The following is a 24,754-nucleotide window of genomic DNA, read 5'->3' on the forward strand; positions in this document are numbered from 1 at the left end:
CTCAAATCGCGCCAAATTTTCGTCAAATTTGCTGCCTAGCACCGTGGCCAACAACAAAGATGAGGCAACCATCATGGCGCAGGTCCCCGCAACCGAGGTCTTTTTCATTGTCGACGGCGACCGGCTTGAGGCGCAGGCCTGCCTGCTGGCCCCCACGTTGAAGCGCCATCTGATGGACCATCAGCGCGCCGTGGCCTATGTGCGCGAAGATTACATCGATCAAATGAACGACTTCACGCTGGACGTGCTCGCCGCCTCGGACGTGGAGGTCCGCACGATCCCCGGCACCCGAATGGGCCATGCGCCCTGGACCTCCCCCTACCCCCACGGCAACAAGATCCTCGCCGCCGCCACGCCGCGCGACTGCGAGGTGTCGGTGTTTCTGGACACCGATGTGGTGCTGACGGAACCCGTGGATTTTGCCGGCGCGTTGGGCGACGCGCTGATCGCGGCCTGCGTGTCGGACTATGGCTCTGCCGCTGGAACGGACGCGGATTGGGCGGCGTATTACGGCGCTTTCGACATGGATCTGCCCGAGGATCGCGTGCAGCTGACCGGCGGGCGGCGGCTGGTCTCCTTGCCCTATTTCAACGCGGGCGTCGTGGTCTTCCGCGAACGCAGCAGCGACGGCTGCCCGACAGAGGTCGGTCGCGATTGGCTTGACGCCGCACTTCGGTTCGAGCGTGAGGTGACGCGCGATTACCGGCGTTCCAACATCGACCAATACACGCTGCCGATCCTCGGCTATCTGCGCGGCCAACCGGTTAAGACCTTGGCACAGCATATGAATTTCAACGTTCAGGCCTATGGAAACGGCGAGGGGCAGACTCAAAGCGTTGCCCATTATCACCGCCTGGGCGCGCTCTGGAAACACAACGTGCATGGTCGTCGGACGCTTGAGACCCTGGCCGATGTCGTCGACGCGGAGGCGCCGGAGACGTTCCTCGATGTCTTCATGCTTCACGCCCGGCGCAAGAACATGAAGCACCATTTGCGCGCTATGGCGGAGGCGGCCTGAGCCGCTCCTCACTGAAGCGCGCACGACGGCTTTTGTCAGCCGCGTTTTCCCCTAGCCGCGTGGCGCGCCGATCCGCGAGCCAATCCACAAAAACACGGCGATCATGGCGGCCGTCGCCAGCAGGACCGTAACGGTGGTCTGCAGAAACTCTGGCGTGGCCAGCGCCGCGCGCATTGGCGCAAGGACGATGGCAGGAACGATGATCTGCACCGCCGCAAAAAGCGCGACGCACAAGCCCCAGATCGTGGCCCAGGACGGCAAGGCCAAAGGCGCTGTGGCCGTCGCCTGCGCCTGCCGCGCGACGTCCAGTGCGGGCACGGCCGCAAGGATTACGCCGACCGCAGGAAGGTTCGGCAACCCCAGCCCCTGCACCGCCAAGGTGTAGAGGATGCGCAGGCCGATCAGCCAAAGCAGGTAGCGCAGGGCGAGTTTTCCAAGGTTGGGCATCGGCGGGCCTCCGGACGCAATGAGCGGCTGGGGTAGCGATAGGGCAAGCGGGGGAAGGCCGCAACGCGAATGGCCCCCTTCAAAGTGGCAAAGCGCTCTGCTAACCCTGCGCCCACGACGACCATTGGGGGCCTGTAGCTCAATTGGTTAGAGCAGAGCGCTCATAACGCTTTGGTTGCGGGTTCAAGTCCTGCCGGGCCTACCATTTTTCCTGTTGCGGTGTTGTCAGGCACTTGCGCGACATCTCCTTACCCAAAGCACCACGACCTCACCGAGGCAACGTCAGATCCACGCGCAGACCGCCGAGGGTGACGCTGTCGCTCAAGTTGAGCGATCCGCCGTGGCGGCGGATGATGTCCTGGGTGATCGCCAGGCCCAGACCGACGCCAGATCCCTGGTTCTGGTTGCGCGCGGTATCGAGGCGGATGAACGGACGCAGGGCGTCCTCGCGCCTGTCCGCGGGGATGCCGGGGCCCGCATCTTCGACCGTGATCCGCAACGTCCGGTCCTGCACCGTGACCGATACCGCCGTGGTCCCGCCGTAGCGCAGGGCGTTCGACACCAGGTTCGTCACTGCGCGTTGCACGGCCATGGGGCGCATCATCACCGGCTCGACCGCCTCGGGCAGGTGCAGGGTGATGTCTCCGCCACTGCGCCGGGCGTTCTCGACCACGCGGGTCACCAGCGCCAGGGGATCGACGGGCTCCGGGTCATCGAGCGCATCGCCGCGCACGAAATCGAGGAAGGTGGCGACCAGCGCCTCCATCTCTTCGACGTCCTGGGTCAGCGCGTCGCGGTCCGGCCCCTCCTCCATCATCCCCAGCGCCAGCCGCATCCGCGTGAGCGGCGTGCGCAGGTCGTGGCTGACACCCGACAGCATCAGCGTGCGCTGTTCCAGATAGCCCTCGATCCGGCCCCGCATATCCAGAAACGCGCGTCCCGCCGAGCGGACTTCCGTCGCACCCGAGGGGCGATACTCCGCCCGCCGCCCCTTGCCGAATTCCTCCGCCGCATTGGCCAGCCGCCGGATCGGGCGCAGTTGGTTGCGCAGGAACAGATAGGCCACCAGCGTCATCAGGATGCCGGTGGCCACCATAATCACCAGCAACTGGTGCGGCGCCGCCGCCGAGGCGCGTCGCCGCTGCGTGCTGAGCGCCACTGGCGCGCCCGTCTCTCGCGCCACGACCACGTAGACCTGCCGTTCATCGGTGCGCAGGTCGATGGCGACGATACCCGGCACCCGCTCCCGCAGCACTTCGATCACCACAACGCCGGACAGGTCGTAGAAGTACCACTCATCACCGACAGCCACACGCGGGGTCGAGACCTCGATCTCTAACGCACTCGCAAGCGCCTCGGCCGCGTCAGGGCCCGCCGCGTCCAGCGTGTCCAGCACAAGGTTGAAATCCAGACCTAGCGCGCTGGTCATCTGCTGAGTCACATCCTCGAAATGGCGTTGCAGAAAAACGGAACTGACGACAAGCTGGATCGTGACCACAGGCACGATCAGGATCAGCGCCGCACGCCCGTACAGGCCACGGGGCAGGAAGCGCTTGATCCAGGCCGACAGGTTCATGGGATGTATCTAAGCGGGACGGAGCCGGTCATGCAAAGTCAAAAACCGGGCGAAACACTGGAGCCCGGGTTGCGCCGGGTGACCGCGCCGAACCCCTCGCCGATGACCTTCACTGGCACCCAGACCTATATCCTGGGCGAAGGTGATGTCGTTGTGATCGACCCCGGCCCGTTGAGCCCGCCGCATATGGACGCGATCCTGGCGGCGCTGCACCCGGGCGAGCGGATCACCAAGATCCTCATCACCCATTCACATCTGGACCATTCCCCCCTCGCCCGCCCGCTGGCTGAGGCCACGGGGGCCAAGGTCTATGCCGCAGGCCCCTCGGATTGGGGGCGCAGTGCGGTGATGACAGGTTTGGGCGGGGCGGTCGGAGGCGGCGAAGGCGTTGATACGGACTTCGCGCCTGACGAGCAGATCGCCGAGGGGGACATCATCGACGGGATCGAAGTGCTGGAGACCCCCGGCCACATGGCCAACCACCTCAGCTTTGTGTGGCGCGACGCCTTGTTCTCAGGCGATCTGGTGATGGGTTGGTCGACATCACTGGTCTCGCCGCCCGACGGCGACATGACGGCATTTTTCGCGTCATTGGACAAGCTGCAGACCCGCAGCGACCGCCTCTACTACCCCGGCCACGGAGACCCGGTGGCAGATCCACAGGCCCGCTGCGCCGAGCTCATCGCCCACCGCCGCACCCGCGAGGCGCAGATCCTTGAGGCCTTAAAGACCATCGGCCCGGCCACCGCCGATACCCTGGCGCGCCATATCTACACCGACGTGGCCCCTGCCCTCCTGCCCGCCGCCGCGCGCAACGTGCTGGCCCACCTCATCGACCTGACCACCCGCGCCCGCATCGCCCCCAAAGGCCCCCTCCAGGCCGACACGCTTTTCGAGGCTGATTGAAGTTTTCCGGATTCCCCCACTGGACGCCCCAAAAGACCCTTGCTATATCGCGCCTAGTTCCGGCGTAGCTCAGCGGTAGAGCAGTTGACTGTTAATCAATTTGTCGTAGGTTCGATCCCTACCGCCGGAGCCAGTTTTCCTCATTAGATCAACAGTCTACGCGGTGCGCAGATGGTTTCGGCTCGTGTCTGGCAAGGCTTGCCTTCCTGAAGACGTGTCCAGCTTTCACTTTGTTGGCCCGTTCGCTCCTTGCGATTCCCGATTGTGAAGCGGGGCGTTACGGCAAGGCGGGTTGCAGCCTCCCTGCGCAAGCCCGATCTTCGCGGGTCGCGCGAAACAACCGGCGCTATGCTCCTGCCTTATCTCCGCAAAGGGCGGCGGAGATCCGAGGGGGCGTCAGCCCCGCCAATCGCGTCATGTGCCAGGCCAGAACCAGGTTGCTCGACAGGACCGGAAGGCCCAGTTCGGCCTCAACCGGAGCGATGACATCTAGGGTGCGCAGGTTGGTGCAGGACAGGAAAATCGCGTCGCAGGGGGCCTTGGCCGCCGTCGTTCGTGCCGCGTCGATGATCGACTGGGGGGCGATGCGTACGACCTTTTCCTCTTCCGCCTCGTTGAAACTGGCGAAGGCCGTGATCGTTATGCCAGCCTCTGCCAGGACGTCCATCAACCGGGTCGACACCTCTTCGACATAGGGGCTGACCAGCGCCAGGCGGGACACGCCCAGGTGTTGACAGGCCGCGACCAGGGCCGAGACCGGGTCTGTCACGGCCTTGGTCGCGACGCCCTCGCGGGTCAATTCGGCGATCCGCGCCGCGCCGATCTGGGCCGTGCCGGAGGTGCAGCCAAAACCCACCACCGACAGGTCAGCGCCCCTGGGCAGCAGGCTTGCCGCCACCGTCAGATCCCGCGCCATGGCGCCCAGACTGTCGGCGGAGACGGTCACCGCAGAGGGGATGCGCGTCACCAGAAGCTCCGCCTCTTCGGGCAAAAGACGACGCAGGTCGTGTTCCAATGTCTCGTCCGATTGCAGGACGATCATGCCCAGTTGCGGCGGGCGCGTCTCGGCCAGTGTGTAGGGAAGGCTGGTCATATCACCCGGATCTCCTGCGCCTGCGGTGCCGACAGGAACCGTGCGCCGCCGTGCTCCACCACGATATTCTCCTCATGGACCATGATCTTGCCACCGGGCAACGTCACGCCGGGCTCCAGGGTCAGGACCATGCCGGGTTCCAGCAGCGTCGTGTCGGCTGCGATGATCGAGGGCCATTCCGTCAACTGCATCCCCAGCCCGTGCCCCAGGCGCCCCGCGTCTGAGCCCGTGCCGCCGGGGTTCACGACGTCATTCATCGCATGGAACAGATCGCAGATCTTCGCGCCGGGTATGGCGGCGTGGAACGCGGCTTGCGTCGCCTCGATCAGCCGCGCGTGTGCCTGTGCCACGGACTGAGAGGGCGGCCCGAGGCTGAAATTGCGGTCGAAATCGCAGAAATAGCCATCCCAGACCAGTCCCGTGTCCAACATCAGCACGTCGCCCGGCGCCAAGGGCGCGTCTGTCGCCGGAGAGATCACATCGCCGTAGCCCCCATTCTCTGCCGCGCCTGCGAGGTACGGCACCCAGTCCGCGCCTTCCTCTAGGCACAGCCTTTGAAAATCGCGGAAAACCTGGGACAGCGGCACGCCTGCGCGCGCAATCTCCGCCACCCGGTCAAAGGCCCGGTCGGCGATCTGAGCGGCCTGGGTGATCTTGGCGACCTCGGCAGAGGATTTCAGCAACCGCAAGCGCCGGGTGATCGCGGCATCTCCGGTGATCTGTCGCGCGCCAATGGCGTGGCGCAACCGCTCAAAATCCGCCAGCGGCATCCGGAGAGGGCTTTCCATCTGATCGGCGACGCCGATCTTCGCGTCACTCGGTGTCACTTCCCGCAGGGTCTCGGCCAAAAGGCCAATCCCGTCGTCATCGTAGTCCGGCGCTTGCCAGGTCCGAATGTCGTCGATCCACGTCTGCCCCATCAGATGCGCGCCGATGGAGGGGATCACCGCAATCGGATCGCCCGCCGCCGGGAGCACCACAAACCAAGGTCGCGTGGGGCTTTCCCAGAACCGGGTCAGGAACCCGGTGTAGTATCGCACCTCGGGCTCGGTCGTCAGCAGGAGGGCGCCAAGCCCTACATTCGCCATCAGCCCCTGGGCCCTCGCGACCCGCGCGCGAAACTCCGTATCAGGGAACCCGCGCGGCGGCGTCATTCCGGCCCCTCGCTGAGGATCACCATGACACGCGAGGTCTCATCCAACCCGAAAACGCCGTTCACGGCCGCTGACACACCCGCGAGGCCCGCCGCGCCCGAAGGCGTCGAAGGCAGGCCCAAGCTTTCGGCAAGGCGCGCGCCCTCAAAGCCCTCTTCCTCAGAAATCACCATGAAATCAGAGGCATCACGCGCCAGTCCCTTCAGAGCGATCAACGACGGCTCCTTGCAATCGAGCCGCCCCATCGCGCTTGCGGGGCCCTCGGTCACCACAGCGCGTCCCGCAGCAACCGAGGCGATCAGCGCGGGCGCCGCATCCGGTTCGACCACCACGATCCGGGGCCCCGCGCCCCAAACTTCGCGCGCATAGGCCGCGGCAGAGGCCGCCAAACCGCCCACGCCCGCCTGCAGAAAGATGTGGGTTGGCGGCGCGGGCATCTGTGCCACCGCCTCTTGCATCAAAACCAGATAGCCTTCCATCAACCGCCAGGGACGGTCCGTGTAGCCGGGCCATGAGCTATCCGACAGCAGCACCGCGCCCTCGGCCGCCGCGTCCGCCTGGGCCGCTGCCATGCTGGCCTCATAAACATCGCCGCGCCAGCGCACTTCTGCGCCCATGTCTTCCAGACGGGCGGCAAAAGCAGGCGGCACCGTGGCGGCCAGATAGATCACGGCGCGCGCCCCAAAGGCCTGCGCGCCTGCGGCCACCGACAACCCGTGGTTGCCCGCGCTGGCGGTGTAATAGGCACGGCCCTTCGCGGTCCCGGCCTCTGCGTCGCAAGCAATGACATAGGCCGCTCCGAGGGCCTTGAAGCTGCCCAACCCCATGCGCGCGCGCTCATCTTTCAGGTGCAGCGCGCCGATGCCGAGGTCTGCGGCCAGCGCCTCTGCCGCCACCAACGGCGTCTGCCCGGCGACGGGGCAGCGCTTGAGCAACGCGCTCGGCGTCTGCGCGTTGACGGAGGGCCAGGGAATGTCCGAAAGACCAGTTAGAACGGCATCAACTTGGGCGGGGGTCGGTGTTAGGTGTCGCATCGGCCATGGGTAACACGGGCTAGCGCCGCGCCAAGCCTTTTCATGCGACGTTCCATAGGAAAAGGGCGCCCGAATTGGGCGCCCTTGACCTTGGGGGGAGATGCTTTTTGCGACGGTTTACTCGTCCTCAGCCGATTCAGCGCGAAGGCGAGCGAAGATGTCCTGGGCGTAAGCGGGCGTGCCGGAGACGACCGTGGTGTTGTTCTGGCCGCGCAGGTCACCCGCGCTGTCCTGGCTGCCGTTGAACACGGCGAAAGCGTTGGCTAGCGCCGAACCGCCCTGGGTGGACACGACCGAGGTGTTCGCGCTGCTGGGAGTGCGGATGTCCGAGGAACGCTCAACCGACTGGTTGAAATGCGCGATGGCGAAGGCAGAGGAGGTCGATTGAGCGACGGCCGGTGCGGCGATGGAAGCGGCGAGGGCGGCGATGATTGCGATCTTTTTCATGGGGTTAGTCCTTTGGAATGGGGGGGGGACGGGCCCCCGCATTCGGGGTGCCCTTGGGGATGGGGAAGGGTCAAATCGCCAGGACTTACTCGTCTTCGGCGGATTCAGCGCGGAGGCGGGCGAAGATGTCCTGGGCGTAGGCGGGGGTGCCGGAAACGACCGTGGTGTTGTTCTGGCCGCGCAGATCACCCGCGCTGTCCTGGCTGCCGTTGAACACGGCGAAGGCATTTGCGAGGGCCGAGCCGCCTTGGGTGGACACGACCGAGGTGTTCGCGCTGCTGGGGGTGCGGATGTCAGAGGACCGCTCAACCGACTGGTTGAAGTGCGCGATGGCGAAAGCCGAGGAGGTGGATTGAGCGACGGCCGGTGCGGCGATGGAAGCGGCGAGGGCGGCGATGATTGCAATCTTTTTCATGGTGTTAGTCCTTTTCACTGTCTTGGTTGGGCGGCGTATCTCGCGGCCCGGGGATTGGTTTGTTGGACACGTCCGTGTCCGGGGGGTTGTTGGTGTGGAACGCTGCGTCTTGCTCCGTTCCGATGAGATGAATATGCGCTGAGAGAAGCCGTCATTCCACACACGTAAACGCGAGAATGGGCGGAGGATGGTGCGAATGCGCACACAAACCCCAAGCCCCTGCACCAACCCCACGCCCCCGTGAGCCTCCATCTCGCCCCCGTGAGCACGGCGGCAGAAATTGCAACATTTCGCCCAACTGGCCCCGCCACGCCGACTCGCCTGGCCCGCAAGATGCCCGTTCCCGGAACATCGCCCCGCCAGAGCGCCTAATTTCGCGGCAGCGCGAGTTTCCGCGCTGCAGTGCAGCACTCTGGCCTTCCCGCGCGCGCGTGCATCCGCCACACATAGATCAGTCGCATCGCGCCGGGACGTCTCCTCCCTTTGTTCCCGGTCCGCGCGACACCTTAAAAGCTGGCGATCCGCTTCCTCGTCTCTCTTCCACCGATCCGGATTGCCAGCTTTCCTTTTCCCCTCCCCGCTGTGCCCCTGCTCGCCCTCTGCCCCGCCCTCTGCCCCATTCTCGCCACAATCTCGTCCCGGGAATCGCCTGAATTCTGGCGCAGCGTTTTTGCGATAACGTGCAAAAAAACGGAGCAGTACGATGCCAACGCACAAGCCAAAGCCCGCCAAAGGCCAAGCCCCCGCCAAGGAATTGCCGACACCGGTTCGTTTTTCGGATTGGGCCAGCATCTAGGCGCAAGCTGCGTTTCAGATCCTTGAAGACCTGTTAAAGTGGCGACCTCCAGCTGAGGTTCGCGATGACAGATGACGACGATGCCACCGCCCCCGTGACGGTGATCCGCAATATCGGCCCCGCCCAGGCCGAGGTTCTGGCCAGCGCCGGGATCCACACGGCCGGTGAGTTGCGCGCCCTTGGCGCCCACGCGGCCTACCGCGCCATCCTGCGCACCGGCACCGCCCCCCACTTCATTATGTACTATGTTCTGCACATGGCCCTGCAGGGCCGCCCTTGGAACGATTGCAAGGGCGCCGAGAAAGAGGCGTTGCGCGCGCAGTTCGATGCGCTAAAGGCGGAAGAAGCCGACAAGGGCAATGACCCGGAGTTGGAGCGGTTCCTGAACGCGATTGGCACTGGGTTGCGGCGGTAAAGGACGGCGACCGCCAAGCATCTAGAAAAAAATGCCAATTGATCGCGCGCATAGTTTTCACGAGCCGCCCGAACCGGACTTGGAGAAACGTATCGACAATTGATTTCTCTGACGATTGCCGGAGACCACTGTTGCAATCCGACGGAGCGACGCATTTTATGGCCTCCCTGGACCTCGATTGGCATTTGGAGTGCGGCGGGTGTGTGAATTTGTATTTCAGACGAGGTTCAAGAACGTTGACATTGCAAAGGCATGTCGCGCGCTGAAACAACGTCGCTCTGCACAAAGCGGGTTTTGGACCGGGAGTGTCGGCAGCTTGCCGATGGCTTTGGCCGTGGGGGCTTTGGCGGGGGGCCTCAACGCTTTTTTCGACGGAGGCACCGGCAGGCTGTTGGCCCTTACCGTTTTGATCAGTGGGGTTGGGTGGCTGATCTGGTCCACAAACCAGAAAGCGCGCACCGCAATGATGCAGGCGCCCGTACGCTCAGGTGTGACGCAAATCACGCTCAGCCCGAAGGGTTGTGCTGTCGAGCACCCCGGAGTTAAGGCGCTTTACCTTTGGAGCCATATTCTGGACGTTGTGGTGACCGAGCAGGGTTTGCTTCTCTTGCACAGTGACTACGAATATTACCCGATCGAAGCCGCCGCATTTGAGAACCCCTCCGAAATGGAGACCGTGGCCGCGCAAATCAAAGACTGGATTGCACAGACCAAGAGCGTCTCAAAACAAACCTGAGGCATCTGTTTGTCTCGGAACGCCGCAACATCCAATCATCATGGGCGTTTCGATTTGATCTGCTAACGCAGATTTAATCTGAGACGCTTTGGGCGCCGCGTCCCTCTGTCTTGAAATCGTCCGTTGGCGGCGGAATGGAACGCAATGCAGCTCGCAAAAGACGCGCGGCTGCTGGCCTTGTGCGGCCCAACGCCAGCAAACCACGTCGCCCTACGAAGAGGACCATGCGGTCACCCGCACGGCCCAATGTCTTAACGGCGTTAAGGTTTAGCCGACCAGCTCAAGACCGGAGAAGAAGAAGGCGATCTCTTCTGCTGCCGTTTCAGGCGCGTCAGAGCCGTGGACCGAGTTCTCACCAATCGACAGCGCGAATTCCTTGCGGATCGTGCCCGGCGCGGCGTCGGCGGGGTTCGTGGCCCCCATGACTTCGCGGTTCTTCGCGATGGCGTCTTCGCCTTCCAGCACTTGCACGACAATCGGCTCAGAGATCATGAACTCACACAGCTCGCCGAAGAACGGCCGCTCAGCGTGGACGCCGTAGAACGCCTGCGCCTGGGCGAGCGTCAACTGGATGCGCTTGGAGGCGACGATGCGCAGACCGGCCTCCTCGAACTTGGCGGCGATCTGGCCGGTCAGGTTGCGCTTGGTGGCGTCGGGTTTGATGATCGAAAAGGTGCGCTGGATGGCCATGGGGCTGCTCCGGTTGAACGTGGGTTAAGATTTCGCGCGGCAGCTAGCATGGGCGGGCGGGATTGGAAAGGCCCCGCGCAGCCGGAAGGGATAACGCGCGCCCCCCAAGACAGGCTCTGGCGGCGGCCCCGGACCTCTGCTAGGCCGCGCCCCATGTTGCGCATGTCTGATATCGGATATTCTGTCGCGGGCCGCTCTCTGCTGGAGGGCGCCTCTGTCACCATTCCTGCGGGCCACAAGGTCGGCATCGTGGGGCGGAACGGGACGGGCAAGACCACGCTCTTTCGGATCATCCGGGGCGAGTTGGGCCTGGACACGGGCGAAATCACCCTCCCCCCCGGCACCAAGATCGGCGGCGTGGCCCAGGAAGTCCCCTCGTCCGAGACCTCGCTGATCGACACCGTGCTGGAGGCCGATACCGAGCGCGCGGAACTTCTGGCCGACACCAGCGAAGACCCCACCCGCATCGCCGAGGTTCAGGCGCGGCTCGCTGATATCGACGCCTGGGGCGCTGAGGCGCGCGCGGCCCAAATCCTGCGCGGCCTGGGCTTCAGCCATGCGGACCAGCAACGCCCCTGCTCCGCCTACTCCGGTGGCTGGCGGATGCGCGTGGCCCTGGCCGGTGTGCTGTTCTCGCAGCCTGATATCCTGCTGCTTGATGAGCCCACGAACTATCTCGACCTCGAAGGCGCGCTGTGGCTGGAGGCGTATCTGGCCAAATACCCCCACACGGTCCTGATCATCTCCCACGACCGGGGGCTTCTGAACCGCGCCGTGGGCCATATCCTGCACCTCGCCGACAAAACGCTCACCTATTACACCGGCGGCTACGACACCTTCGCCAAGACCCGGGCCGAGCGCCGCGCGGTCCAGGCCGCCGCCGCCAAGAAGCAAGACCTGCAACGCGCCCACCTGCAATCCTTCGTGGACCGATTCAAAGCGAAAGCCTCCAAGGCCAAGCAAGCGCAGAGCCGCGTGAAGATGCTGGAGCGCATGGAAACCATCCGCGCGCCTGAGGATGCGGCCCGCACCGTCTTTACCTTCCCCGAGCCTGAGGAACTGAGCCCCCCCATCGTGGCGATGGACAACGCCGCCGTCGGCTATTCCGACACGCCGGTTCTCAAACGCCTGAACCTGCGCCTTGATCAAGACGACCGGATCGCCCTTCTGGGCCGCAACGGACAGGGCAAATCCACCCTCTCCAAACTATTGGCAGGCAAACTGGTCACCATGGAAGGCAAGGTCGTCTCATCCTCTAAACTGCGCATCGGCTACTTTGCGCAGCACCAGGTCGATGAGTTGCACCTCGATGAGACCCCGCTCGATCACCTGCGCCGCGAACGCCCCACCGATGCGCCCCCGAAACTGCGCGCGCGCCTTGCGGGCTTCGGCCTCGGCGCCGATCAGGCCGAAACGCTGGTCGCCAAGCTCTCCGGCGGCCAGAAGGCGCGCCTGTCCCTGCTGCTCGCCACCCTGGAAGCCCCGCACCTCCTGATCCTCGACGAGCCGACCAACCACCTCGACATCGAGTCCCGCGAAGCGCTGGTCGAAGCGCTCACCGCCTACACAGGCGCCGTGATCCTGGTGTCCCACGACATGCACCTGCTGAGCCTCGTGGCGGACCGCCTGTGGCTGGTCAACGATGGCCATGTCGCGCCCTACAATGCGGATCTGGAAACCTACCGCCAAAGCCTCCTGGGCAGTGAGCCGAAAGCCCCCAAACCCGCCAAACCAAAACCCAAGCAACTCTCCCACGACCAGATCAAAGAGCTGCGGTCCGAGGTCAAGAAAGCCGAAGCCCGCGTCGAGAAGATCGAAGACATGCGCGAGAAACTGGCCAAGAAACTCGCCGATCCCGCCCTCTATGACGAGGCCCGTGTCGGAGAGCTGACAACCTGGCAAATGAAATACGCCGAAGTGATGGACGGCCTCGCCCGAGCCGAGGATCTTTGGGAAAAAGCCCAGGCCAAACTCGACGCCGCCAAACCCACCTAATTCCCCGTTCTCCAAATATCCCGGGGGTGGTGATCTTTTGCTTTGCAAAAGTCATTTAGGGGGCGGAGCCCCCAAAGGGGGGGGGTGGGCGGGCCCGCCCGCACCCCAACCCAACAACCAAAGCCCAAAGACCGAACAATCCATGGACCTGACCCTCTACATCCCCGCCTTCGTGACGCTCTTCGTCATCATCGACCCCATCGGCCTGGCGCCGCTGTTCGTTGCGATGACCCAGGGCATGACCGCGCGCCAGCGCCGCTCCATCGCGATCCGGTCCTGCCTGGTGGCGGCGGGCCTGCTGACCCTCTTCGGCCTGGCGGGCGAGGCCGTTCTGGGCTTTCTCGGCATCTCCATGGCCGCCTTCCGCATGGCCGGCGGCATCCTCCTGTTCCTGACAGCGCTCGACATGTTGTTCGAGCGGCGCAGCCAGCGCCGCCAGGGCACCGCGGACGCGGAGCCTGAAGGCGAAGACCCGTCCGTCTTCCCCCTCGCCATTCCGCTGATCGCGGGCCCGGGCTCCATCGCCACGATGATCCTGCTGACAGGCCAGGACGACAGCACCGTCAACCTGATCGCGATCCACGCCGTCATGGCCGTCGTCATCGCTTTCGTGTTTGTCCTGTTCCTGCTTGCCGCCCCGCTGGAACGGCTCCTCGGTCCCACGGGCATCAACGTTGTCACCCGCCTTCTGGGCATGCTTCTGGCCGCCCTGTCGGTGCAATTCGTGATCGACGGTCTGCGCGATCTGCAGGTCATCTGACATTTCATTTCCGCGTGGTGTCCCTATATCTAGCGCATGGACAGCCAAGATATCCCCCGCCTGATCTACCTCGTCGTGCTTCTTTGCGCGGTGGCGGGCTATTTCTTTTGGGGCCAGCGGCGCAACCTGGGTCAGATGGGCAAATATCTGGCGGTCTGGGGGTTTGTCTTTCTGGGCCTGCTGGTCGCGGTCGGCCTTTGGAACGACATCTCCCGCTCCATTGCGCCGCAACAATCGGTCATGCAAACCGGCGCCATCGAGGTGCCGCGCGCCTCTGACGGGCATTTTTACCTGACGTTGGACGTCAACGGCGTCCCGATCCGCTTCGTCGTGGACACCGGGGCCAGCGCGATCGTGCTGAGCCAATCCGACGCGAGCCGCGCCGGGATCGCGACCGAGGATCTGATCTTTTCGGGCCGCGCGAACACCGCCAATGGCCGCGTGAACACCGCGCCCACCCGGATCGAAACCCTCTCGCTCAGCGGGATCATGGACGAGAACGTGCGCGCCATCGTGAATGCGGGCGAGATGGAGGGCAGCCTTCTGGGCATGTCCTACCTGAACCGTTTCTCGCGGCTGGAAATTGCCGATGGAACGCTGATCCTGGAGCGTTAGGACGCCTTGCTTTCGGCCTTCATTTCCCACCGCCCCGACGCCTCGGACCAGTATTTCGCCGCCACACCTGCCGCCGTCAGCGCTTTCCACTGCTCGCGTGCTGTTTGCAGCGCGGCCTCGTCATGGCCGTCAAACAACACCATCACCCGGTCCATCGCCGTGACCTCTGCCGCGTCAACGCCCGCACCTTCGACGGACACCAGACAGGTCGAATCATTGCCCGCCGCCCCGGTCGTCAGCAGCACCGGTTGATCCGCGTCATGATCGCCCCCCGCGCGGCCATGGGGCAGAAAACTATCCTCGGGCACCAACCACAGTGCCTCGTCCAAACGCTCCAGCGTAACCTCCGTCCGGCCCCGAACCGCAACCCGCCATCCGGCTTGCAGTGACTTGCCCAGAAGCACCCGTAGGGTCACTTCGAGCGGCGCCTGGGTGAGATGATAAAAATACGCCTCACCCACGGCTTACGCACCGTTCTTCATGTGATACTTTAACTTTCATACCCATCCCGCACCAGCCGATCCAAGGCCATCACACCCCAGCCCGTCGCACCCTTGGGCGCGAGCGCCGTCTCGGATTTCACGCTGGCCACGCCGGCAATGTCGAGGTGGATCCACGGTGTCTCTTCCTTCACGAAGCGCTGCAGAAACTGCGCCGCGGTGATCGATCCTGCCGCCCGCCCGCCGACGTTCTTCATATCCGCAATCCGCGATTTCAGCATGTCGTCGTAGGCCTTGCCCAGGGGCATCCGCCACGCCCCCTCATTCTCGGCACCCGCCGCCTTCAGAAACGCCCCGGACAGCGCGTCGGAATTCGAAAACACGCCCGCGTTCTCATGGCCCAACCCGATGATGATCGCGCCCGTGAGCGTGGCCAGGTCGATCATGCCAACAGGCTCAAACCGCTCCTGCGCGTACCACATGATATCGCACAGGACCAAACGCCCCTCCGCATCGGTGTTGATGATCTCGACTGTGTCCCCCTTCATCGAGCGGACCACATCGCCCGGCCGCGTCGCGCGGCCATCGGGCATGTTCTCGACCAGGCCGACAACACCCACCACGTTCGCTTTCGCCTTGCGCAAGGCCAGTGTCCGCATGACGCCCGAGACGACGCCCGCGCCGCCCATGTCCATCGTCATGTCTTCCATACCGCCCGCAGGTTTCAGGCTGATCCCGCCGGTGTCGAAGACGACGCCCTTGCCGATCAGCGCCAGCGGCTTCTCATCCCCGCCGCCGTTCCACGTCATCACCACGACCTTGGAGGGGCTTTCCGAGCCTTCGCCCACGGACAGAAGCGTGCGCATTCCAAGCTCTGCCAAAGCGGGCTCATCCAGCACTTCGACCTCCAGGCCGATGCTTTTCATCGCCTCCAGGCGGTCCGCAAATTCCTGCGTTGTCAGCACGTTAGCGGGTTCATTGATCAAATCGCGGGTGAAGAACACACCCTCGGCCACGGCCATGGCCGTTGCGGCCTCGGGCTCTACCTCGTCGGGCTTGGCGCAATAGACCATCGCACCCTTGGCGTCTTCCTTCTCACCTGTGCGGTGGGCGTCGAACTCGTAGGCGCGCAGGGCCAGGCCCAAGGCGATCTCTGCGGTGCGGTTGAACGCGCCCGCGCAGAGCGTCAGCGCGTCCTTGCCTTTGAACTTGGCCAAACTCGCACCCGCTTTGCGTGCGTCCACCACCGTCGGGCGTCGGTCCAGTTTCACGATCAACAGCGAAACCGCCGCCAATCCCACCGGGAAACCCATGGTAAAGCCTTCGCCCGGCTTCACTTTTTCCCACCGGTCCGAGTCCACCAGCCGCGCGACCGCCTGCTTTGTCAGCCGGTTCACCCGCCGCCCCGCCGGGTCCAGCTTGCCCTCGGGCGTGACGAGCACCGCCAGCTTGCCCTCAGCGGAGGCGAGCGCATCGAGGTCGGTTTCAGCAAAATCCACGGACATAAGGTCGGTCATCAAGGGCTCCTAAAGGGGGAAAAGCGTGACATTCGCGCCAGACATTAGGGCGCTGATCCGCCCTTGACCAGATCGCCCCTACGCAAGGCTGAAAAACGTTGTTAAAACATAGATGACGCGGTCGGGCTGCCACCCGGATACCGCATGTGGGGGGTACCACGGCCTTGGGTCAGTATGACCGATACATATTGCGACAGCTTGTGATGCTGTTCGGCTTCTTCAGCCTGGTGCTGGTGTCGGTCTATTGGGTCAACCAGGCCGCGCGCCTGTTTGATGCGTTGATCGCCGATGGCCAGAACGTGAGCGTATTCCTCGAATTCTCGGCCCTGACCCTGCCGTGGATCGTGCAGTTGATTCTGCCCGTCTCGGCCTTCGTGGCGACGCTTTACATCTTCAACCGCCTGATCAGCGATTCCGAGCTGGTGGTGCTGCAAACCGCTGGTCTGTCGGCCCTGCGCCTCTTGCGGCCCGTGCTTGTTTTCGGTTGCCTGATGGCGCTTCTGGTGGCGCTTCTCAGCAACCTTTTGGCCCCCACCGCGCGGGCCCAGTTCATCGAGCGGCAGGCCGAGGTGCGCGATGATCTGACGGGCCGCTTCCTGCGCGCCGGAGAGTTCATTCACCCCACCGACGGCATGACGGTTTATATCCGTGAAATCAGCCCGTTAGGCGAGTTTCGCGATCTCTTCCTGCAAGACACTTCCACCCCCGGTGTGGAGCTGACCTATACCGCCACGACCGCCCTTCTCGTCCGCTCAGCCGGCGGGCCCCGGCTGGTGATGTTCGACGGTATCGCCCAGACCCTGGACTTGGAGACCGGGCGGCTCGCGACGATCTCGTTCAGCGATTTCACCTATACCGTCGGCACGCTGATCGACGACGGCGCCCTGCGGCAGTTGGATGTGCGAGAGCTTCCCACGCCACTTCTGCTAAGCGCCGACGCGCAGATGGCCGACGCCCTGAACATCCCGCTCGCCCATATGGTCTTTGAGGGGCATGACCGTCTGGCCCAGTCGCTGTTCGTGATTTTCGTGCCGCTGATCGGGGCGGCGTCACTGATGCTTGGCAGCTTCTCGCGGTTCGGGGTGTGGAAGCAGATCCTGATCGCTGTGGCTCTGGTGCTGCCGATGCAGATCGTGCGCAACGCCGGGGAATCTGCCGTGCGCGCCGACGCGGAGGCCTGGCCGATGGCCTATGCACAGCCCGCGCTGGCCGCCGCCATCGCTGCGGTGATGATTGCGCTGGCCATGCGCCGCTCCACCCAATGGCGGGGCATCCCGGCATGATTCTGCATTTGTATATCGCGCGGCGGTTCCTTTCCGCCTTCGGGATCGTGCTGGCGGTCTTCGTGGCGATTCTGCTGCCCATCGACATGGCGGACCAGCTGCGGCGCATCGGCAGCGAGCAGGGTTTTGGGGCAGTGCTGCAATTGGCGCTGCTCAACATGCCGCGCAGTCTGACGGGCCTTCTGCCGCTGTTTGTGATGCTGGCGACATTGGTGCTGTTCCTGGGCCTCGCTCGTACGTCGGAGTTGGTCGTGGTCCGCGCCGCCGGACGCTCGGCGCTGAAATCGGCGGCCTCGCCGGTGATCGTGGCGCTGTTGATCGGGGTGCTGTCGCTGCTGATCCTCAACCCCCTCGTGGCGGCCACGGCGCGGCAGTATGATCTGACGTTGGCGCGGCTTTCGGGCCTTGAAAGCCGCTCAGTCTCCGTCACCGGCCAGGGCCTCTGGCTGCGCCAGGGCATCGAGAGTGAGCAGACGGTGATCCGCGCCTCGGCCACCAATTCCGACGGCACGCATCTGTTCGATGCGTCGTTCTTCACTTTTGACGCGACGGGTCTGCTGCTGGAGCGGATGGATGCGCGCGAGGCTGTGTTGGACCTGGGCGCCTGGACCCTGACGGACGTGAAGCGCTGGCCCCTTGCGGGGTCCGATAACGCCGAGGCCGATGCCGCCCTATTCCCGACGCTCACCCTGCCCTCCACCCTGACCGCCGAGCAGATCCGCGACAGTTTCGGCAACCCCGAAACCGTGCCGATATTCGAGCTTCCGGGCTTCATTCGCCAGCTCAACGACGCAGGTTTTGCCGCGCTTCAGCACCGCACCTGGTTCCAGATGCAACTGTCCTCGCCCCTGCTTCTGGCCGCCATGGTGCTGATCGGCGCGGGCTTCACCATGCGCCACACAAGGTTTGGCAAGACCGGGGTCATGGTCATGTCCGCCATCCTTCTGGGCTTCGGCGTCGTCTTCATCCGCCGCTTTGCCGAGGTTTTGGGGGAAACGGGCCAGGTTGCCGCACCACTGGTGGCCTGGACCCCGCCAATTGCCGCAATCCTCTTGGCCACGGGCCTATTATTGCATACGGAGGATGGGTGACCCGCTGCATCGGACATATCGCTGCGGTCGTCCTGGCTGCGCTTGTCTGCCTCACCTCACCGGGGGCGGCACAAACGACTGCGCCCGCCACGCTGATAGCGGACAACATCCGCTTCAACGGTGCCAACACGGTCACGGCGCGCGGCGCGGTAGAGGTGTTCTTCCAGGGCTCGCGCCTGCGGGCAGAGTCGATTACTTACGATGGCAGCACCGATAACCTGCGCGTCCAGGGCCCCCTGACCCTGGTGGACGAGACCGGCAATGCCGTCTTCGTCGCCGATTTCGCGGAACTGTCGGCGGATTTGCAGAACGGCGTGTTGCAATCGGCGCGGCTGGTGCTGGATCGTCAGTTACAGATCGCCGCGACGGAAATCGTCCATACCGAAGGCCGCTATACGCAGCTTTACCAGGCCGTGGCGTCGTCCTGCGAGGTCTGCTTCGACCACCCCACCCCGCTGTGGGAGATCCGCGCACGGCGCATCATTCATGATGCCGAGGAACAGCAGCTTTACTTCGACAACGCGCAATTCCGGGTCCTGGGCGTTCCGGTCTTCTTCCTGCCCCGCATGCGGATGCCCGACCCGACACTGGAGCGGGCCACGGGCTTCCTCGCGCCCTCGCTCAGCGTCGATGACCTGACCGGGACGCAATTGCTGGTGCCCTACTTCATCGAGTTGGGGGACCACGCTGACATCACCGTGACGCCCTGGGTCGGCGTCGGCACGCAAACGGTGGAGCTTCGGTACCGCCAAGCCTTCCGCAACGGCGAGTTGGAGGCCGAAGGCGCCGTGTCCTGGGATGATCTGACCGACGATTCCACCCGCGCCTACCTGTTTGCCAATGCGTCCTTCGATTTGCAGCGCGAGTTCACTCTGGATCTTCAGGTCCAAGGGGTCAGCGACCGGGGCTACCTGACGACCTACGGGTTCGATGATCCCGACATTCTGGAAAGCTACGCCCGGATCAGCCGGGTGCGGCGCGATGAATACATTGAGGCCTCGGGCACGTTGTACGAATCCCTGCGGGATGGGGTCGACAACGACACCCTGCCGACCCGCGTGGCCCATGCCGAGATCACGCGCCGGATCACGCCGGATTTGATCGGTGGCACCCTGACGGCCTCGTTGGAGGGCACCGGCTTTTACCGCTTCTCCAGCACCCCGGGCGATGCCGGACGCGATGTCTTCCGCGTCACGGGCGAGTTGGACTGGCGCCGGTCGCAAACCTTCGGCGGCCTTCTGGCGAGCTTTGAGGGCGCGCTTCACGGGGGCGTCTACAACACCCAACAGGACCCGGCGTTTGGCTCCACGGTCTACCGCCTGACGCCCTATTCCTCGGTGGAATTGCGCTACCCGCTGCAGGCCACCTCGCCCAACGGCGTCAGCCATGTGATCGAACCCATTGCGCAGCTGGTCTGGTCTAACACCTTCGGCGACGCCGCCCCGAACGAGGACAGCTTCATCGTGGAATTCGACGAGGCCAATCTGTTCTCGCTCGACCGCCTGCCCGGATCGGACCGGCGCGAGACGGGCGCGCGCGCCAACATCGGGCTTAGCTACAGCCGCATCGCGCCCGGCGGCTGGACCGTGGGCGTGGCCGCAGGCGTCGTGCTCCGCCGCGAGGACGAGGGGCAATTCACCGACGGCTCGGGCCTGAACGGCCTGCAATCGGATTTCCTGATGGCCACCCACGTCAGCTTCTCAGATCAACTGACCCTGGTGAACCGCTCGCTTTTCGACAGCGCGTTGAACTTCACCTCCAGCGAATTGTCGCTCGCCTGGAGCGGGGAGCGGCACGAGATCATCTCTACCTACACCTTCCTGGAGGCTGATCTGGGCGAGTTGCGCGCCGATCCGCTGGCCGAATTGGCCTTTGACGGCGAATATCTCCTCAATAGCAACTGGGACGCGGGTCTGAACTTCCGCTATGACTTCATCGACAACCAGGCGACGCGGGCCGGTCTGACATTGGGCTTCACGAATGAATGTCTGGATATGGAGTTTTCGGTCTCGCGCCGATATACCGCCACCAGCACATTGGCGCCGGCAACCAGCTTTGGCTTGACGGTGTCCCTGGCAGGGTTTGGCGCCGGGCGCGAGGGCCGGTCCACGGCACGCAGTTGCCGCGGATGAGGGCGCGACCGGGCCCGCTTGATAAGGACGCTGCCGCAACTGCGGCGGTGAAAGACGAATGAACAGGGGTTCACGGATGAACGGCATAGTCTTGGCAGCACGGCGCTTGCGGCAGATGACAGGTCTTGGGGCCGCGCTGATGGCGTTGTGGCTTGGGGTTTCGCTTGGCACGCCCGCCCAGGCCCAGAACCCCTTTGCGGCGGCGGTCGAAGTGAATGACGCCATCGTCACCAACTACGAGATCAGCCAGCGGATCCGGTTTCTGCAGGTCCTCAACGCCCAGGGCGACCTGCGCCAGCAGGCGACCGAGGCGCTGATCAACGAACGGCTGCAGGTCGAGGCCGCGCTGGCCGTGGGCGCCGAAGCCTCCCCCGATGCCATCGAGGCTGGTTTGCAGGAATTCGCCGGTCGCGCCAACTTGGGGCCTGAGCAGTTCCTGCGCGAGATGGCCCAGGAAGGCGTTGCACCCGAAACGGTTCGCGATTTTGTCGCCAACGGCATCACCTGGCGCAACGTGGTGCGCGCGCGGTTTGCCCCGCGCATCGAGATCACCGATGAAGATGTGGAGCGGGCGCTGGAACTGGGCACGATCCTGGGCGGCGGCCTGGAGATCTCACTTGCGGAAATCATCATCCCGGTCACGCCCGAGAACCAGGCCAACCTGCAATCGGAACTGGGCCGCCTCGGTCGCGACCTCAATGGTAATGTGGAGCGTTTCTCGGAAGCCGCGCGCCGCTTCTCTGCCGCGCCGACCCGCGATGCAGGCGGCGTCACCGGCTGGCGCCCCTTGGGCGAATTGCCCGAGGGCCTGCGGGAACGCTTCATGCGGATGGGCTACGGACAAGTGACCGAGCCTGTGCCTTTGGGCGGTGGCCAGGCCTATGCCCTGTTCCAATACCGCGGCCAGCGCGAAGTAACCTCGCCCCGCCTGCCCGTCACGACGATTGATTATGTCACCGTCGCCATCCCGGGCGGGCGCACGCCAGAGGCCCTGGCCGAGGCCGCGCGCCTGAACAACGCCGTCGATGTCTGCAACGATTTCAACGGTGTGATCCCCGGAGGGTTTACCTTCCACTCGGTCCCGCCGCGTCAGGTGCCCGATGACATCGCGCTGGCGCTGCGCACGCTCGACAACCATGAAATGTCGACCTCGGTGACGCGCAATAACGGCACCGTCCTTCTGGCTGTGATGCTCTGCGACCGCGTCACCTCCGAGCCCGAGGCGGGCGTTGATGGCATCCGCGAGCAGCTGTTCGGCCAGCAAATGACCCGGCTGGCGGAAAACTACCTGGAACAGCTGCGCGCCGAGGCTCGCATCACCTACGCCAACTGAATGACCATCGCGCCGATTGCCCTCTCGGTGGGCGAACCTGCAGGCATCGGCCCTGAAATCGCCGCCCGCGCCTGGTCCGCGTTGGGGAACGACCTGCCGTTTTTCGTAATCGGCGACCCGGCGCATCTGGCGGGCCACGGCGCGCCGCTTGTCGAGATTGCAGTGGCGTCCGAGGCGTCGGATGCCAGCAGCAAAGCCTTACCAGTTCTGCCCCATGCCTTTGCCGCCGCCGCCGTGCCGGGCCAGCCGGATCCGGCCAACGCCCAAGGCGTGATCGACGTGATCGCGCGCGGTGTGGATCTGGTGGCACGGGGCGAGGCCTCGGCCCTGACCACCGGACCGATCCACAAGAAAGCGCTGAAAGACGGCGCCGGGTTCGCCTTCCCCGGGCACACTGAATACCTGGCGCATCTGGCGGGCGTCGAGCGGGTCGTCATGATGCTCGCCTGCCCCGAATTGCGGGTGGTGCCGGTGACGATCCATATCCCCGTGGCCGACGTCCCGGCGGCGCTGACGGCGGATTTGCTGCGCGACACGATCCGCATCACCGAAGCCGCCCTGCGCCGGGATTTCGGGATCGTGACCCCACGGATCGCTGTCGCAGGCCTCAACCCCCATGCCGGAGAAGGCGGGGCGATGGGCGTTGAAGAAATCGAGCTGATTGGTCCGGTTCTGGATGCCTTGCGCGCCGAGGGGCTGGACATCCGAGGGCCCGCGTCGGCGGACACGATGTTCCACGCGGGCGCACGGGCAGGTTATGACCTGGCGGTGGCGATGTACCATGACCAGGCGCTGATCCCGATCAAGACGGTGGATTTCGCAGGCGGCGTGAACGTGACCCTGGGCCTGCCGTTCATACGCACATCGCCCGACCACGGGACGGCGTTTGATATCGCAGGCAAGGGCGTGGCCGATGCGACCTCCCTCATCGCCGCGCTGAAGATGGCGCGGGACATGGCCGTGGCGCGGGGGGCTTCCACGTGACCGGGTGTTTCGCCGCGTGCTCGTGCCCTGACGGGCCCTTGCGCCCCGCACGCGACGTGGCACGTCGTGCAGCGCGTGCCGCGCCGCAAGACGTGCGGTCGGTGCAACACGGCAGAGCGCACCGATGAGTGGCATCGACACCCTGCCGCCCCTGCGTGAGGTGATCGCAACGCACGGTCTATCGGCCCGCAAGGCCCTGGGTCAGAACTTCCTGCTGGACCTGAACCTGACCGCCAAGATCGCGCGGGTGGCGGGCGACCTGTCGGGGGCGGATGTGCTGGAGGTGGGTCCCGGCCCCGGCGGTCTGACGCGCGGCTTGCTGGCGGAGGGCGCGCGCCGCGTCGTGGCGGTTGAGAAGGATCCCCGCTGCCTGCCGGTACTGGCCGAGATCGAAGGCGTCTATCCCGGCAGGCTGAAGGTGTTGAATGCGGACGCCCTGGATCTGGATTGGGAGGCCGAGCTGGAAGCGCCCCGAAAGATCGTGGCCAATCTGCCCTATAACGTCGGCACCGAGCTGCTGGTGCGCTGGCTGACCCCCGCCACCTGGCCACCGCCGTGGGAGAGCATGACGTTGATGTTCCAACGCGAAGTGGCGGAGCGGATCGTGGCGCAACCGGGCTCCAAGACCTACGGACGCTTGGCGATCCTGTCGCAATGGCGCGCCGACGCGCGGATCGCCATGAGCCTGCCGCCCGAGGCTTTCACGCCGCCGCCCAAGGTCCATTCTGCCGTGGTACATTTCACCGCCCTGCCCGCGCCCCGGTTCGAGGCGGATGCGCGGGTGTTGACGCGTGTTGTCGCCGCCGCCTTCGGGCAACGGCGCAAGATGCTGCGCGCAGCGCTCAAAGGCCTGGCACCCGATATCGAAGATCGCCTGGTCGCCGCCGGCCTGAAGCCCACCGACCGGGCCGAACAAGTGCCGCTGGAGGGGTTCTGCGCCCTGGCGCGCGTCATGGCCGATGTGATCGCCCCCAGGCGCTAGCGCAAAAAAAGGGGCCGTCCGGGGCCCCTTTTCCGCTTATTCTGCGGCTTCTTGCGGCGGCTTGTCGTCGCCGCCACCGCCAGCCTCTGGCGCGTCCTTCGCAGGCGCATCGGCCTTGCGCCGACGGGTGCGGGGCCGCTTGGGCTTGGGCGCGTTTTCCGGCGTCTCGACCAGGCCGCTGTCGGCCTCGGCCGGCTCGATCACCGCATCGAAGGAGCCCTGGGCGTCCACCTCGACCCGGGGCTGCTCGGCTGGCTTTTGCTGATCATTGTTTCCGCCGCCACCGCCGCGATTACGGCGATTACCGCCGCCTTTCTGATCACCCTGGTTGCCCCCTTGCGGGTCGTTGTTCTGCTGACCCTGCTGGCCCTGTCCCCCCTGGTTGCCGCCTTGGCCACCCTGCTGGTTCCCGCCACCCTGCTGGTTCGCCTGATGTTGGGCTTGCCGCGCCTCTTGCTCGCGCAGGGCCTCGGCCAGCATCCGTGTGTAGTGCTCAGCGTGCTGCTGGAAGCTTTCGGCCGCCACACGGTCGTTGGCCAGCTGCGCATCGCGGGTCAGTTGGTTGTACTTGTCGACAATCTGCTGCGGGGTGCCGCGCACTTTGCCCTCGGGTCCCGACGAATCGAAGACACGATTAACGATATTGCCGCCGCCTTGGCCATTGCGGTTGCGGTTCCCTTTGGACCGCGAGCGGTTCTTCGAAGATCTCATGTGTGTACTAATCCAGTTGTCCTGGTTGGTGGCCACATCGCAACTTTGGCGGGGCCCGGAAAGTCTCAGTCTGCGCGTGGTCTGTGCTGTTCCTTGGCACTGCGCGATCTGGCGAGAAAAGCGCGGAGGGCTAACGCAGCCTCGTATCGCGCTTGGCAACGAGTAAGCATGGGAGGCGGAGCGA

24 protein-coding genes and 2 tRNA genes are annotated in these 24,754 nt (G+C 64.7%); 15 read left to right on the forward strand and 11 right to left on the reverse strand.

What is annotated here, in order from left to right:
* Positions 1-43: 43 nt before the first annotated feature.
* Entirely contained in the window at positions 44-1,018 is a 975-nt protein-coding gene (locus tag AC6I9R_RS14455) for a GT-B fold glycosyltransferase domain-containing protein (protein ID WP_461426270.1), read from the forward strand.
* A 51-nt stretch (positions 1,019-1,069) separates the two neighbouring features.
* Here AC6I9R_RS14455 and AC6I9R_RS14460 read toward each other — a convergent pair whose 3' ends face one another.
* Positions 1,070-1,465 carry a hypothetical protein gene (locus tag AC6I9R_RS14460; RefSeq protein ID WP_461426271.1) on the reverse strand — a complete coding sequence of 132 codons (396 nt, stop codon included), beginning with the start codon at positions 1,463-1,465 and terminating at the stop codon, positions 1,070-1,072.
* 128 nt (positions 1,466-1,593) lie between these two features.
* On the opposite strand from AC6I9R_RS14460, the gene AC6I9R_RS14465 reads away from it, so the two are divergent.
* Positions 1,594-1,670: transfer RNA gene (locus AC6I9R_RS14465), tRNA-Ile, on the forward strand.
* A 63-nt stretch (positions 1,671-1,733) separates the two neighbouring features.
* On the opposite strand, the gene AC6I9R_RS14470 is transcribed toward AC6I9R_RS14465, so the two are convergent.
* A complete protein-coding gene (locus tag AC6I9R_RS14470) occupies positions 1,734-3,035 on the reverse strand; it encodes an ATP-binding protein (protein ID WP_461426625.1) in 1,302 nt (433 codons plus the stop codon).
* Between the two features lie 36 nt (positions 3,036-3,071).
* On the opposite strand from AC6I9R_RS14470, the gene AC6I9R_RS14475 reads away from it, so the two are divergent.
* Positions 3,072-3,947: an MBL fold metallo-hydrolase gene (locus AC6I9R_RS14475; RefSeq protein WP_461426272.1), complete on the forward strand. Its 876-nt coding sequence runs from the start codon at positions 3,072-3,074 to the stop codon at positions 3,945-3,947.
* Between the two features lie 58 nt (positions 3,948-4,005).
* Positions 4,006-4,080 (forward strand) — tRNA-Asn (locus tag AC6I9R_RS14480).
* Between the two features lie 213 nt (positions 4,081-4,293).
* Here the strand turns inward: AC6I9R_RS14480 and AC6I9R_RS14485 are convergent.
* The 5 genes from AC6I9R_RS14485 to AC6I9R_RS14505 all read right to left on the reverse strand — a co-directional run bounded on the left by AC6I9R_RS14485 (position 4,294) and on the right by AC6I9R_RS14505 (position 8,090).
* Positions 4,294-5,040, reverse strand: coding sequence for a maleate cis-trans isomerase family protein (locus AC6I9R_RS14485; RefSeq protein WP_461426273.1), 747 nt, complete (start codon positions 5,038-5,040; stop codon positions 4,294-4,296).
* Positions 5,037-6,194 (reverse strand): M24 family metallopeptidase, encoded by a 1,158-nt coding sequence (locus AC6I9R_RS14490; protein ID WP_461426274.1) that lies wholly within the window; start codon positions 6,192-6,194, stop codon positions 5,037-5,039. The genes AC6I9R_RS14485 and AC6I9R_RS14490 overlap by 4 nt, the downstream gene beginning before the upstream one ends.
* Positions 6,191-7,228, reverse strand: a complete 1,038-nt coding sequence (locus AC6I9R_RS14495; RefSeq protein ID WP_461426275.1) for a pyridoxal-phosphate dependent enzyme — start codon at positions 7,226-7,228, stop codon at positions 6,191-6,193. Before AC6I9R_RS14495 ends, AC6I9R_RS14490 begins: the two co-directional genes overlap by 4 nt.
* Before the next feature lie 117 nt (positions 7,229-7,345).
* Positions 7,346-7,675: a hypothetical protein gene (locus AC6I9R_RS14500; RefSeq protein WP_461426276.1), complete on the reverse strand. Its 330-nt coding sequence runs from the start codon at positions 7,673-7,675 to the stop codon at positions 7,346-7,348.
* 85 nt (positions 7,676-7,760) lie between these two features.
* Positions 7,761-8,090, reverse strand: coding sequence for a hypothetical protein (locus tag AC6I9R_RS14505; RefSeq protein WP_461426276.1), 330 nt, complete (start codon positions 8,088-8,090; stop codon positions 7,761-7,763).
* An 860-nt stretch (positions 8,091-8,950) separates the two neighbouring features.
* Here AC6I9R_RS14505 and AC6I9R_RS14510 point away from each other — a divergent pair.
* Entirely contained in the window at positions 8,951-9,301 is a 351-nt protein-coding gene (locus tag AC6I9R_RS14510; protein WP_461426277.1) for a TfoX/Sxy family protein, read from the forward strand.
* Positions 9,302-9,500: 199 nt separating this feature from the next.
* A complete protein-coding gene (locus AC6I9R_RS14515) occupies positions 9,501-10,037 on the forward strand; it encodes a YcxB family protein (protein ID WP_461426278.1) in 537 nt (178 codons plus the stop codon).
* 267 nt (positions 10,038-10,304) lie between these two features.
* Here the strand turns inward: AC6I9R_RS14515 and ndk are convergent, their stop codons facing one another.
* Positions 10,305-10,727: a nucleoside-diphosphate kinase gene (gene ndk / locus AC6I9R_RS14520; protein WP_461426279.1), complete on the reverse strand. Its 423-nt coding sequence runs from the start codon at positions 10,725-10,727 to the stop codon at positions 10,305-10,307.
* Between the two features lie 153 nt (positions 10,728-10,880).
* Between ndk and AC6I9R_RS14525 the strand changes: the two genes are divergently transcribed.
* From AC6I9R_RS14525 to AC6I9R_RS14535, 3 genes are all read left to right on the forward strand, one after another.
* Positions 10,881-12,722, forward strand: coding sequence for an ABC-F family ATP-binding cassette domain-containing protein (locus tag AC6I9R_RS14525; protein ID WP_461426280.1), 1,842 nt, complete (start codon positions 10,881-10,883; stop codon positions 12,720-12,722).
* Positions 12,723-12,864: 142 nt separating this feature from the next.
* The gene (locus AC6I9R_RS14530; RefSeq protein ID WP_461426281.1) at positions 12,865-13,482 is read left to right on the forward strand and encodes a MarC family protein; all 618 of its coding nucleotides are present in this window, start codon (positions 12,865-12,867) and stop codon (positions 13,480-13,482) included.
* Positions 13,483-13,518: 36 nt separating this feature from the next.
* Complete coding sequence (locus AC6I9R_RS14535) at positions 13,519-14,097, forward strand: retropepsin-like aspartic protease family protein (protein ID WP_461426282.1); 579 nt, start codon at positions 13,519-13,521, stop codon at positions 14,095-14,097.
* Here the strand turns inward: AC6I9R_RS14535 and AC6I9R_RS14540 are convergent.
* Complete coding sequence (locus AC6I9R_RS14540) at positions 14,094-14,558, reverse strand: DNA polymerase III subunit chi (protein ID WP_461426283.1); 465 nt, start codon at positions 14,556-14,558, stop codon at positions 14,094-14,096. The two genes, AC6I9R_RS14535 and AC6I9R_RS14540, sit on opposite strands and share 4 nt — an antisense overlap.
* Positions 14,559-14,587: 29 nt before the next feature.
* Positions 14,588-16,054 carry a leucyl aminopeptidase gene (locus AC6I9R_RS14545; RefSeq protein ID WP_461426284.1) on the reverse strand — a complete coding sequence of 489 codons (1,467 nt, stop codon included), beginning with the start codon at positions 16,052-16,054 and terminating at the stop codon, positions 14,588-14,590.
* A gap of 146 nt (positions 16,055-16,200) precedes the next feature.
* On the opposite strand from AC6I9R_RS14545, the gene lptF reads away from it, so the two are divergent.
* From lptF to rsmA, 6 genes are all read left to right on the forward strand, one after another.
* A complete protein-coding gene (gene lptF, locus AC6I9R_RS14550) occupies positions 16,201-17,337 on the forward strand; it encodes an LPS export ABC transporter permease LptF (protein WP_461426285.1) in 1,137 nt (378 codons plus the stop codon).
* The gene (gene lptG, locus AC6I9R_RS14555; protein WP_461426286.1) at positions 17,334-18,428 is read left to right on the forward strand and encodes an LPS export ABC transporter permease LptG; all 1,095 of its coding nucleotides are present in this window, start codon (positions 17,334-17,336) and stop codon (positions 18,426-18,428) included. The genes lptF and lptG overlap by 4 nt, the downstream gene beginning before the upstream one ends.
* Positions 18,425-20,560, forward strand: a complete 2,136-nt coding sequence (locus tag AC6I9R_RS14560) for an LPS-assembly protein LptD (RefSeq protein ID WP_461426287.1) — start codon at positions 18,425-18,427, stop codon at positions 20,558-20,560. The genes lptG and AC6I9R_RS14560 overlap by 4 nt, the downstream gene beginning before the upstream one ends.
* Positions 20,561-20,636: 76 nt before the next feature.
* Positions 20,637-21,893 carry a peptidylprolyl isomerase gene (locus tag AC6I9R_RS14565; RefSeq protein WP_461426288.1) on the forward strand — a complete coding sequence of 419 codons (1,257 nt, stop codon included), beginning with the start codon at positions 20,637-20,639 and terminating at the stop codon, positions 21,891-21,893.
* Entirely contained in the window at positions 21,894-22,877 is a 984-nt protein-coding gene (gene pdxA / locus AC6I9R_RS14570; RefSeq protein ID WP_461426289.1) for a 4-hydroxythreonine-4-phosphate dehydrogenase PdxA, read from the forward strand.
* A 124-nt stretch (positions 22,878-23,001) separates the two neighbouring features.
* The gene (gene rsmA / locus AC6I9R_RS14575) at positions 23,002-23,859 is read left to right on the forward strand and encodes a 16S rRNA (adenine(1518)-N(6)/adenine(1519)-N(6))-dimethyltransferase RsmA (RefSeq protein ID WP_461426290.1); all 858 of its coding nucleotides are present in this window, start codon (positions 23,002-23,004) and stop codon (positions 23,857-23,859) included.
* A gap of 36 nt (positions 23,860-23,895) precedes the next feature.
* Here the strand turns inward: rsmA and AC6I9R_RS14580 are convergent, their stop codons facing one another.
* The gene (locus tag AC6I9R_RS14580) at positions 23,896-24,570 is read right to left on the reverse strand and encodes a DUF4167 domain-containing protein (RefSeq protein WP_461426291.1); all 675 of its coding nucleotides are present in this window, start codon (positions 24,568-24,570) and stop codon (positions 23,896-23,898) included.
* Between the last annotated feature and the right edge of the window lie 184 nt (positions 24,571-24,754).

Source organism: Gymnodinialimonas sp., assembly GCF_059726805.1.